Genomic DNA, 12243 nt, shown 5'->3' with positions numbered 1-12243 from the left:
GGTAAAGGGAAGATCGGCGACAGAGTTATGTGTTTACAAGCATAAACACATGTCTAGTTTTCTGTACGTCAGTCTATTACGTCCGGATGGTCGCTATTTGTCCAGGAACAGGCTGTCTGCGATGTTATCTAGTTGCTGTGCCATGCTGCTGAGCTGCTGCGCTGTGCTGGCGATGCTGGTGGTAGCTTCAGCTACCTGTAATAATACCTGGTGCATCTGTTCAATTTGTGAGTTGGAATTATGACTGTCTGTCTGAATGGTTTTTATGATGGTATCAATTTTCTTGATAGAATCAGCACTGCCGGCAGCCAGTTTGCGAATTTCCTCAGCCACAACTCCGAAGCCCCGTCCCTGCTCTCCCACCCGTGCAGCCTCGATCGCCGCATTTAAGCCAAGTAAATTTGTTTGTGCCGCGATGTTGTGGATTAAGCGCAATACCTGGTCGCTTTCGTTTGTTCTGGCGGCAGACTCCAGTGAGACTTTTGTCAGTGTCTGGCTTACGGCTGACAGTTCCTGCGTTTGGGCTGAAATATTCTGGGTTGTTGTGGCAAGAACGCTGATGGCTGTTGCTAGCTGGGCTGCCATTTCTTTTAACGATTCCTGCCGGACTACTGTTTCCTGGAAGCAGGCGGCGCCAATCACTTCATGCTTATCATTGAACAGCGGGACAGCAATCGCAATATAGGGCTGGCCGAATAACGCTTTATCACCCTTGATCATGACACGCCGGCGTTCATGTACCGCACGGTACACCGCACTGCCCGGCTTTAGCTCTGAGCCGACTTCCACTTGCAAATCCAATGTTTTACCAGGCTGATAAAACAGATACCTGTCTTTGCTGGTCAGACTTATGCCGATATCACCTGTGGCTAAATCCGCCAAATACGGAGTTAGCTTAATAAATTGCTCAATAATTGAAACTTCCATAAGCGGTTCCTCTCTCGTTGTTTCTGATGCCGGTTGGCTGTGGTGCAAACAGGGGGACATGCCCTGGTCAATTAAAAACCTGTGTTGCGAAACAACACAGGTTTTTAGTTTAACGCAGGAAAACTTACAGCAGTCCGGTCATGGAGTGCAGCATAATGACAACAAACACCATCAGGGTTTTGAGACAGGTCAGGACAAAGATATCACCGTAAGAATCCTTATGAGTCAGACCGCATACGGCAAGCAGGGTAATTACAGCACCGTTATGGGGCAGAGTATCCATACCGCCTGAAGCCATAGAGGCAACCCGGTGCAGTATTTCCGGTGACATACCGATGGAATTTGCCCATGCCAGCCAGTCTTTGGCCATTAAGTCTAAAGCGATAGACATACCACCAGAGGCAGAGCCGGTAACGCCGGCGAGGACATTTACTGTCACGGCTTCCGATACCAGCGGCGAACCGCCCACTTTAATGCTCATCAATGCACTGGAGATGGATTTGAAGCCTGAGAGCGAGGCAATAACATTGCCATAGCCTACTTCAGAAGCTGTATTCATGATGGCCAGGAGCGAGCCGATGGCACCGGCGTTGAGCGATTTTGCCAGCATGCTGCTTGAACCGAGGTTTCTGTAGCCTAAGACAATGGTCAAGCCAATACCGGAAACCAGGGCGATAATTAGAGACCAGATGCTGATAACATTTTTAACAGCAGGAGCAGTCATTGGCAGATTCATAGCTTTAAAAGGCTCAAGCATGGCTGGATTCCAGGTGAACATATTGGTCATAATAAAGTTAACTACAAGTACGGTTAACAGTGGCAGAACAGCCAGCTGCCAGGAAGGAAGCTTGGTATCTTCTTTAATTTCCGGTTCATTCAGGGTATGATTGCCGTAGCCTTCACCTGCGGCAGCGGCTTTTTTACGGCGATACTCCAGCCAGGCAATACCAAACCCTAAGATGGCTACACCGCCGATAAGACCAAGAATGGGAGCGGCATAAATATTGGTGCCGAAAAAGTTGGTAGGAATAAGATTCTGGATTTGGGGTGTGCCGGGAATACTGTCCATAGTTGCAGTAAAGGCACCGAGGGCTATTGTGGCAGGCAGCAATCTTTTGGGGATATCGGCTTCCTTAAATAAGGCTGATGCAAAAGGATAGATAGCAAATACGACAACAAACAGGCTTACACCGCCATAGGTAAGCACGCAGCCTGCCAAAACAATGGAAAGAATGGCGCGTTCTTTACCCAGACTTTTAATAATAGCGTGGGCAATGCCTTTGGCTAAACCGGTGTCTTCCATCAGTTTCCCAAAAACGGCCCCAAGTAAGAAGACCGGGAAAAACGATTTAATGTAGGTAACTGCTTTGGCCATAAATAGTTCAGTATAGGCCGGCATAAGGGCCAGGCCTGACAGTGAAGCTGCCAGTAATGCAAAAACCGGTGCAAACAAGATTACGGAAAACCCACGGTATGCAAAGAACATAAGGAGAAATAAACTGAGGAGAATGCCTATTACTTCCATTTAATTAACCTCCTAAAAAATTTAGAATGTGTTGTCTCTATGCTCATGCTGTTGAAGCTGCGAGCGAGCCTCCTCTCCTGGTGATATGTGTTCGATTATTTTATAAGCAAGTATTGTGCCAATAGGAAGAAATGTTGAAATTAAGAGTAAAGTAAGTATTTTCTGTATAAATTAGCAGGGTAAGGGGGAGTTCGTGTCTATTTGGAGGGAGGAGTGGGTGTTTATAATAATAGACAATGTGTATATGAAGTAAGACAGGCAGTGCGCAGTTTTGTGCCGTCGTCGTTTGCCGGCAGTGACTTGTCAAGCATGAGTATAGTTATTCCCACTATAATTATTTTCAACCAAAAGATTGGGCTGTGGGAGGAATTGATACAGCTGCTCAGGCCGATTGGTTTCGTTCTGCTTTCCTGCTTCTGAGTGTTGGCATGTTTTATGCAATACAATGTAGCTGGAAGCTCGAACACTATTGTGTCCTGGAGGGTCTATTTTTAGAAGGAGGTATTTCTAATGAGAGGTTTAGAAGACAAAGTTGTAATTATTACCGGAGCTGCCAGCGGGATTGGCAAAGCGACCGCACTGCGGTTTGCCGAAGAGGGTGCAAATGTTGTTGTCGCCGATTTTGCCGACGGCACAGCTACGGTTAAAGAAGTGACTGAAAAGGGTGCGCAAGCCATCTATGTTCAGGTTAATGTTACTGATCCGGAAAGTGTCAGGACTATGACAGCCAAAACCATAGAGGCATTTGGTAAAATAGACATACTGATTAACAATGCGGGCATTACTAAAGACGCAATGATGAAAAAGATGACCAAAGAAGTATGGGATGCTGTAATAGATGTAAATTTGACAGGTGTGTTCAATTGCACTTCGGCAGTACTGCCATATATGCTTGAGCGGCAAGCGGGAGTGGTGCTTACTGCTTCTTCGGTTGTAGGTATATATGGTAACCTGGGCCAAACGAACTATGCGGCCACCAAATGGGGCGTTATTGGCATGACTAAATCGTGGGCAAAAGAAATGGCGAAAAACGGCCTGCGTTTTAATTGTGTGGCACCAGGATTTATTGGCACCGACATGGTCAAGAAGATTCCGGAGCAGGTGCTGCAGGACAAAATATTAGTAAAGGTGCCTGCCGGACGCTTGGGTGAACCGGAGGAAATTGCCGCCGCTTTTGCCTTTTTAGCCTCAGATGATGCCAAATTTATCAATGGAACAGTACTGAGTGTCGACGGAGCTTGTACCCTATAACAGCAGTACTGTGAGATAGCTGTAGCACGTGATCAACCGCTATTGTCCCCAACAGGTGATAACGAGGAATGTCTGCATTCTTCGTTATCACTTTTGCATAATTTATCCTGAGGCTAACCTGCTCTAAGGCTCCCGGCTTCTGCAAGCGGGAGTTATGCCCTGCGGGCACAGGCGAGCGGCCAAGTCCCTGGAAGTTGGGCGACTAACCTTCAGCTGGGATTAAAACCACACCTGAAGCTAAGTCTGCTTTAGTTTCTGACAAAATCCTTGCTGAGGAGACTTTGCTATAGACACTAACAGGATAGCGCTCTATAATTGTCCTTGATAGACACATTGTAGAAACAGGAGGTCTCGGAATGCAAAAACAGGAAGAGGGTCGTCGGCCGAAAGCATTCTTGTCGACCGATATGGCGGAGATGCAGGCTGTGCTTGATTCTGTCTGCAATGGGGTAGTCGTAGTTAATCACCATGGTATTGTGACATTTTTTAATACTGCCGCCGAGACGATTAGCGGGCTGGAAGCCAAAAATGTCATTGGTCAAATGGTAGATGACGTAATTCCTAATACAGGTCTCATCCGTGTCATGGAAACTGGTCTGCCAGAGGTCAATCAACGTCAATTTATTGGAAAATGTGAGGTGCTGACCAACCGTACCCCGATTATTAAAGATGGCATGCTTGTCGGTGCGGTTGGGATTTTTCAGGATATTACCGAATTCAACGAAGTAGTGACTCAGCTTGAAGATATAAAAAGGCTTAAGAGTACTCTGGAATCCATTATGGAAAGTATGCATGAAGGTATTGTGGTTGTCGATAAGACGGGTCATATTACCATGCTGAATAAAGCCTATAGCGAATTTCTGGCTGTTGACCCTAAAGCGGTGGTGGGCAAGCATGTGGCTGATGTTATTGAAAATACCAGAATGCATCTTGTGGCTCAGGAAGGTAAAGCCGAAGTTACAGATATCCAGAAAATTAAAGATAATACTTGTATTGTTACCAGAATTCCCATTGTTAAAGATGGCGAAATTATCGGTGCTGTCGGCAATGTGGTATTTAAAGATATAAGAGAGCTGAAATCTTTGGCCGGGAAGCTCCATAAACTGGAATCTGAGCTGGAGTATTATAAAGAAGAGTTGTTTAAGGCGTATGGCGGCAAGTTTACGTTTGAGAGTATCATTGGCAACAGCCAGCAGATAGAGTGGCTGCGGGATGTGGCCGGCAAAGCTGCTAAAGGTACATCCACTGTCCTGATCTTAGGAGAAAGCGGTACAGGCAAGGAATTGTTTGCTCATGCAGTACATAACGCGAGCCGGCGGCGGCAAGGGCCGTTTATTAAGGTCAATTGTGCAGCTTTGCCGGAAAATCTATTGGAGGCCGAATTATTCGGCTATGAAGAAGGTGCCTTTACCGGTGCGCGTAAAGGCGGAAAACCCGGCAAATTCGAACTGGCTAACGGCGGGACAATCTTCCTGGACGAAATTGGTGAAATGCCGCTGGCTATGCAGGTCAAACTCCTGCGGGTGCTGCAGGAACGGGAATTGGAACGTTTGGGCGCAACCAAGACGATAAAATTGGATATTCGTGTTATTGCTGCCACCAACCGTGATCTGGAAGCAATGATCGAGCAGAACCAATTCCGTCAGGATCTGTATTACCGTTTGAATATATTTACCCTTCAAATTCCGCCCCTTAGAGAACGAACTGAGGATATTCCCTTATTGTGTCAGATGCTGCTTAAGAAAATTCGCAACCAGATTGAGCATTGGGTGGAAGGCGTAACCCCGGAGGCCATGGCTTTATTAATGCAGTATAACTGGCCGGGAAATGTCCGCGAATTGGAAAATGTGCTTGAGCGGGTCATTAATTTGATGGATGATGAGACCATGATTGCGCCTGAACATCTGCCGTCTATGCTTAAGAAGCTAAACAGAACTACGGCCAAAGACGAGGATGGAGATGGGGCCCATGAGTTAGCCGACATAAAAGATGATGCCGAAAAACAGGCAATAATGAGGGCGCTGACTGCAGCGGAGGGGAATAAGAGTAAGGCGGCAAGGCTGCTTGGCATTCATAGATCAGGGTTTTATCAAAAATTGCAGAAGTATAATCTCTTAAAATAAAAAATATATATAGTTACCAGCAGGGCTGTAGCTAGCAAGAGTGAATAAGTCAGAGAAGATGAATATGTTTTCTGGCTTATTTTTGTACCAATAGAAAGTATAATCTTCTTAAAGAACCGGGCCAGCAGCGACTTTTGCCGTCGCCAAAGGCTCGGCGCAAGCCGTATTTTTTTTTGTATGGGGTGGATTATGGCGAGACTAGCGAAAAATTTGGCTTCCAAGGTTGGCTTACCGCCAGGGACCTTACTGTATTTTGGTGATACCCGTACCGATAAAGCGCATATTACTGTGCTGAATTATAACAGTGATGCGGTTACCGAAATAAATGATGTTGCGATAGCTGATTTGGCGCAACTGGTGGAAAGGCCCGGTGTAACCTGGATCCATGTACAGGGTCTTACCTCTCATGCCGTCGAGGGCATTGGCCGCCAGTTTGCCATTCATCCGCTGGTGCTGGAGGATATTTTGCATACCAATCAACGCCCTAAGCTTGGCGATTATGGCGAGTATTTGTGTGTAATCGTGAAATCGCTGGCAATAACAGCCTGGGAAGCAGATTATAAGGATGAGCAGGTCAGTTTTATTTTAGGGCCTAATTATGTAATTTCTTTCATGGAAAGTCTGCCTGGCGATAAGGATGTGTTATCAAACGTCTATGAGCGGATTAAGAACCAGCGGGGTAAGATTTGCCGGCTGGGAGCAGATTATTTGTTCTATGCTTTGCTTGACTGTGTGGTTGATCATTACTTTTTGCTGCTTGAACATTTAGGAGAAAAAATTGAAATTCTCGAAGATGAAATTGCCGTTCAGCCGCGGCCTGAGTTATTACATGAACTGCATGCGCTTAAACATGACCTGCTGTTTATGCGCAAAGCGGTATGGCCTGTGCGGGAATTAGTCAGCGCCCTGGAGCGGGGGCGGGCTTCCCACATTCAGGAAGCAACCTTTATTTATTTGCGGGATGTCTATGACCATGTAATTCAGGTAATTGAGACGGTTGAGATTTACCGGGATATGTTATCAGGCATGCTGGATATTTATTTATCAACCATTAGCAACAGAATGAGTGAGGTCATGAAAATGCTGACAATTATCTCGACCATTTTCATTCCGCTTACCTTTATTGCCGGAGTATATGGCATGAATTTTGAATATATGCCCGAACTCCGGTGGGAATACGGTTATTTCCTGATTCTATCGGTTATGCTGGCAATGGGCTTGCTGATGGTTTGCTTTTTCCGCAAAAAGCGCTGGTTGTGAGCGGGGCGGGGGGTAAAATCGTGGTACCGGCGGCGCTTCGGCCTGGCGATCATGCTGCCGGCAGTCACTCTTGACTTACCTGCTGCAAAAAATGTAAAATTATATTATAGAAATCCTGTGATTGTTTACCATGGCAGACAAGGTTATCAGGCATATATAGTGACCAAATACAGTAAATAAAAGAGGGGGGAAGCTTCGCCCTCTTTTTTGGTGTATGTTGCTTCAGTAGGGATTGTACTGAGTATGGTGAATTTGACCCTAGTATTTGTAAAGCAAGAGTGGTGACAGAATGATAAATATTGACGCAAAGGCCCTTGATAAAATTGTAAAAAACACCATCGCTGCAGTAGAAAGAAGCAAGGCACAGATATTTGACATATATGACGCTGCCCGGGTCGAGATGGAAAAGGTTCGTCTGGATGTCGAACGTGTTAAACAGGAAACGGCAGACATAATCTTTAGAGTGGATGAACTGGAAAAGAAAGAACGCAGGTCACGCTACCGGCTGATGGAGGTCAGCCGGAATTTCCGCCAATACACGGAAGACGATATCAAGGCTGCCTATGAGGATACCAGCAATGTTCAGCTTGAACTGGCTATGGCCAGGCTGCAGGAGCAAAATCTGCGACGCCAGCGGGATGAGCTGGAGCTTAGGCTGAAGACCTTGAAGAGCACGGTGGAAAAAGCCGAGGAATTAGCCTCGCAGGTGGGAGCCGTATTGGGGTATTGGGGCAGCCAGATGGGTGATGTTGTAACCCAGATTGAATCGTTGCAGGCCAGACAGAATTTCGGCGCCAAAATTATTAAAGCCCAGGAAGAAGAACGGCGGCGCGTATCCCGGGAAATTCATGACGGTCCGGCGCAGGCTATGGCCAATATCGTCTTCCGGGCCGAGGTATGTGAACGTCTCATGGAGTCCGATGTTGCCAGAGCCAAACATGAATTAGGGGATTTGCGCGAGCAGGTGCGGATAGCCTTGAAAGAGACGAGAAAAATAATTTTTGACCTTAGGCCCATGACACTGGATGATTTGGGACTGGTTCCTACTATCCGGAAGGTGTTGGAAACCATTAAAGAGCGAAGTGCTGTTTTTTCCGAGGTGAAGGTGCTTGGCACTGAGAAAAGACTGGAACCTCATATTGAGATAGGTTTATTTCGGATTATCCAGGAGGCACTTAGTAATGTCGAAAAACATGCGAAAGCCTCCAACATCTGGGTTCGTATTGATTTTCGGCCAAGTGTGGTTTCGGCGGTTGTCGAAGATGACGGTAGGGGCTTTGATACCGTCGAATCGGTGGGCAATGAAAGCTTTGGTCTGATGGGTATGCGGGAGCGTATTAACCTGTTGCGTGGTGAACTTACCATAAAATCAGAGGTTGGCAAAGGCACCCGGGTTTTTGTTACCGTACCGCTCGGCCCTTAACCGGGACGGTTTAAAGCAAAGCTTTATTGGATTTTATGGACACGAAAATAGAGGACATAAAAAATTTATGGCGAATTAATTATCTTTAGAAACGATCATAAGGGGGATGGCCATGAAAAAAAATATTCTAGTTCCGTTTGATGGATCAAAGAATTCAATCGAAGCATTGCGACTGGCGATTAGTTTGGGAAAACTGCTGCAGGAAAAAATTGTAGTATTAAATGTTCAACCGACGTTTCGGACCGTCCATTCCAAAATGTTTTTTTCTAATAACACTATTCGTGAATATCAGGAGCAGCTTTTTGCGGAGGTCGTGCCTGCGGCAAAAGAAATATTAGAAGCTGCTCAGGTAGAATATGAATTAAAGTTAAGAGTTGGCGATGCTAAAGAGCAGATTTGTCTGGAAGCCTTGCCGGATACCAGTGGTGAACCGGGATGCGCACTTACCGGTGTGCGGATGATCATCATGGGTTCACGGGGAATGAATCCTCTGGTTGGCGGAGTGCTTGGCAGTGTCAGCTATGGTGTGGTCAATGCCGCGCCTTGCCCTGTTACCATCGTTCCCTTCTCTTGTGCAGAATAATTTGAGCAAGTCTGTATAACCTGCCTGATAAGAAAAAGAAGCATGTCTTTGTAGCTAACAAGGCAGTGCTTCTTTTCTTTACTTTGTTTTGGAATTGTAGCAGGCTAGGGGGGCGTATTTGTCGAAGGTTTGGGGAATATTTATTTTATCTTGGGCAATTATAACAAGGCATCTCAGCCATTTGTGGGTTATGACGGTTAAGCGGAAAATTGCGTTTTTGTGATTATCGTCACGGCAGTTATGGAGAAAAGTGGTATAATATTATTATCACAGAATATTAGGGGAGGTAGTAACTATGCGTTTTAAAATTACAGATAATGTAACCTGGGTTGGTAAGGTAGATTGGGAATTGAAAAAATTCCATGGCGAGGAATACTCTACGCACAAGGGTTCTACCTATAATTCTTATTTGATTCGCGATGAAAAAAATGTCCTCATTGATACGGTATGGCTGCCTTTTGCCCAGGAATTTGTGGCAAATCTTCAGCAGGAAATAGACCTGGATAAAATTGATTACATTATTGTAAACCATGGTGAGGTTGACCATAGCGGCGCATTACCCCAGTTAATGAAATTGATTCCCAATACCCCGATTTATTGTACTGCCAATGCAGTTAAGTCGTTAAAAGGCCAGTATCACCAGGATTGGAATTTTCAGGTGGTCAAAACCGGGGACAAGCTCAATATCGGTTCCAAGGAATTTATCTTTGTCGAAGCGCCGATGCTGCATTGGCCGGACACGATGATGTGCTATCTTACAGGCGACAATATTTTATTCAGTAACGATGCCTTTGGTCAGCATTATGCTTCTGAATATATGTTTAACGACCTTGTTGACCAGGATGAACTGTATAAAGAGTGTATCAAATACTATGCCAATATTCTTACGCCCTTTAGCCGCTTAGTTGACCGCAAAATTCAGGAGGTTGTCGGTTTTAATCTGCCGGTGGCTATGATTTGTCCAAGTCATGGCGTGCTTTGGCGCGATAATCCGCTGCAAATTGTTACCAAGTATACCGAATGGGCTAAAGATTATCAAGAAAATCAGATCACTATTCTGTACGATACCATGTGGGACGGTACCCGCAAAATGGCTGAGGCTATTGCCGCAGGCATAAAAGCCGGCGATCCGTCAGTAAACATCAAGCTGTTTAATACCGCCCGCCGGGATAAGAATGACATCATTACCGAAGTATTCAAATCCAAAGCCATTCTGGTAGGGTCGCCCACTGTCAACAAAGGCGTTCTGTCTTCCATTGCCGGGATTATGGAAGAAATTAAAGGCTTGGCCTTCAAAAATAAGAAAGCCGCTGCTTTTGGCGCCTATGGCTGGAGCGGCGAATCGGTTAAGATTATTAATGAGATGCTGGCTTCGGCTGGGTTTGCGGTTGTAAATGACGGTTTCAAAGGCTTGTGGAATCCGGATGCGCAAACTACCGAGGGCGCTATACAGTTCGGCAAGGAATTTGCTAAGCTGTATTAATGAGATATAGCTTTAATTAGTGTTACAAGGCCGCCGGCAATTGACCGGCGGCTTTTGCTTTCCCTGTTTGCACCCGGCAATTTTTTCTGCCTTGATTGCTGCTTTGTCTTGGCAGCTTGTACCGGGTAAGGGGTGTATGCTAAAATATTTACAACCTGCAAGGGTATAATAGAGGAAGAAAGAAAAGGCGGTGGCGGTGTGCTTGACCAACGGAAAGTGCCTTTGCTGGCAGCTATGAATACTTATGTAAATGATGAAGTAATTCCTTTTCATACACCAGGACACAAAATGGGCAAAGGCATGCATCAGGCTTTGGCTGACCTGGTGCCGCAGAAAACCCTGGCTCTTGATTTAGCGCTTATGACTGAACTTGATGATTTACATGAGCCGCATGGTCCCATCAAGGCGGCACAGGATTTGGCAGCCGACCTTTACGGGGCAGATCATAGCTTCTTTGTGGTTAATGGCACTACCGGCGGGATTTATGCGATGATTCTTACCATTGCCGGACCTGGTGACAAGATTATTGTGCCGCGCAATTCCCATCGCTCCATCATTGGCGGCATTATTTTAAGTGGTGCTATTCCGGTATTCATGCAGCCTGAGGTGGATAACGAGCTGGGGCTGGCTATGGGGGTTACCCCGGAGGCGGTATCTCAGGCATTGGCAGAGCATCCTGACGCCAAGGGTGTGCTTATTATTAATCCCACCTATTACGGTGTGGCTACCGATCTGAAAAAAATAGTTGATATTGTGCATGGCCATGGTATTCCGGTGGTTGTTGACGAGGCGCATGGACCGCATCTTAAGTTTTCGGACAGGCTGCCGGTTCAGGCCCTTGATGCCGGTGCCGATATTGTGGCCCAAAGCACTCATAAAATTATCGGGGCCCTGACCCAATGCTCCTTAGTGCATTGCCGCGAAGGCCGGATCAGGGTGCCGCGCCTTAAGGCCATGCTGCAGTTAGTTCAGTCAACCAGTCCTAATTATATTCTGCTGGCTTCCCTGGATGTCGCCAGAATGCAGATGGCCACACAAGGGCGTGAACTGATTGAACGGGCTGTCGATTTGGCTAACCAGGCCCGGCAGGAGATAAACAAAATTCCCGGACTGTATTGCTTTGGTGAGGAAAAACTGGGCAATCCCGGTGTGTACAGCATGGATTGGACTAAGGTTACTGTCACCGTCAAAGGCCTGGGCTTAAAAGGGGCGGAAGCCGAGCGGATTTTGCGCCATAAATATAAAGTTCAGGTAGAGTTATCTGATGTATATAACATTTTGTTCCTCATTACGCTTGGCGATACCGAACGCGAAGTGGAGGCACTGGTGGCTGCCCTCCGGGATATGGCGGCTACTCACCATGGGACACGCGATTTTTCGGCCATTAATTCCATTTATGCCGCAGGTAAGCATCCGGCGTCACCGGAACAAGTCATCTCACCCCGGGATGCGCTGTTTGGCAATACCTGCATGGTGCCGTTCCGGGATGCGGCAGGCATGACCTGTGCCGAAATAGTCACCTTCTACCCCCCGGGAATCCCCTTGCTTTGTCCGGGGGAAAAGATTAGCCAGGAGATTATTGATTACTGTCATGTGCTGCAGCAGGCCGGGCTGCATATCTCAGGGCCGGAAGACTATTTACTTAAAACCATTAAAGTGGTGGATTGA

At 46.5% G+C, this 12243-nt stretch carries 10 protein-coding genes; 8 read left to right on the top strand and 2 right to left on the bottom strand.

Annotated elements, in window-relative coordinates; translation table 11 throughout:
• Positions 1 to 93 precede the first annotated feature (93 nt).
• Both GT1_RS15015 and GT1_RS15010 read right to left on the bottom strand, forming a co-directional pair.
• Positions 94 to 927, bottom strand: coding sequence for a methyl-accepting chemotaxis protein (locus tag GT1_RS15015; RefSeq protein ID WP_188399420.1), 834 nt, complete (start codon positions 925 to 927; stop codon positions 94 to 96).
• Between the two features lie 124 nt (positions 928 to 1051).
• Entirely contained in the window at positions 1052 to 2452 is a 1401-nt protein-coding gene (locus GT1_RS15010; protein ID WP_075752299.1) for a GntP family permease, read from the bottom strand.
• A gap of 213 nt (positions 2453 to 2665) precedes the next feature.
• Between GT1_RS15010 and GT1_RS15005 the strand changes: the two genes are divergently transcribed.
• The 8 genes from GT1_RS15005 (at position 2666) to GT1_RS14970 (ending at position 12243) form a co-directional block, all read left to right on the top strand.
• Entirely contained in the window at positions 2666 to 2872 is a 207-nt protein-coding gene (locus GT1_RS15005; protein WP_188399419.1) for a hypothetical protein, read from the top strand.
• 90 nt (positions 2873 to 2962) lie between these two features.
• Positions 2963 to 3703, top strand: a complete 741-nt coding sequence (locus GT1_RS15000; RefSeq protein ID WP_075752303.1) for a beta-ketoacyl-ACP reductase — start codon at positions 2963 to 2965, stop codon at positions 3701 to 3703.
• Positions 3704 to 4059: 356 nt separating this feature from the next.
• Complete coding sequence (locus tag GT1_RS14995) at positions 4060 to 5826, top strand: sigma-54-dependent Fis family transcriptional regulator (RefSeq protein ID WP_188399418.1); 1767 nt, start codon at positions 4060 to 4062, stop codon at positions 5824 to 5826.
• Between the two features lie 189 nt (positions 5827 to 6015).
• Positions 6016 to 7086, top strand: coding sequence for a magnesium/cobalt transporter CorA (corA, locus tag GT1_RS14990; protein ID WP_188399417.1), 1071 nt, complete (start codon positions 6016 to 6018; stop codon positions 7084 to 7086).
• A gap of 289 nt (positions 7087 to 7375) precedes the next feature.
• Positions 7376 to 8509 carry a sensor histidine kinase gene (locus GT1_RS14985; protein ID WP_075752307.1) on the top strand — a complete coding sequence of 378 codons (1134 nt, stop codon included), beginning with the start codon at positions 7376 to 7378 and terminating at the stop codon, positions 8507 to 8509.
• A gap of 112 nt (positions 8510 to 8621) precedes the next feature.
• Positions 8622 to 9092, top strand: a complete 471-nt coding sequence (locus tag GT1_RS14980) for a universal stress protein (RefSeq protein WP_075752309.1) — start codon at positions 8622 to 8624, stop codon at positions 9090 to 9092.
• A gap of 295 nt (positions 9093 to 9387) precedes the next feature.
• Positions 9388 to 10575, top strand: coding sequence for an anaerobic nitric oxide reductase flavorubredoxin (locus tag GT1_RS14975; protein ID WP_188399416.1), 1188 nt, complete (start codon positions 9388 to 9390; stop codon positions 10573 to 10575).
• 234 nt (positions 10576 to 10809) lie between these two features.
• Positions 10810 to 12243, top strand: coding sequence for an aminotransferase class I/II-fold pyridoxal phosphate-dependent enzyme (locus GT1_RS14970; protein ID WP_188399462.1), 1434 nt, complete (start codon positions 10810 to 10812; stop codon positions 12241 to 12243).

Origin of the sequence: Sporomusa sp. GT1, from assembly GCF_014634905.1 — a bacterium.
GTDB lineage: Bacteria > Bacillota > Negativicutes > Sporomusales > Sporomusaceae > Sporomusa > Sporomusa sphaeroides.
The sequence above is the reverse complement of the archived record's forward strand: the minus strand, read 5'-3'. Positions and strand labels throughout refer to the sequence as shown.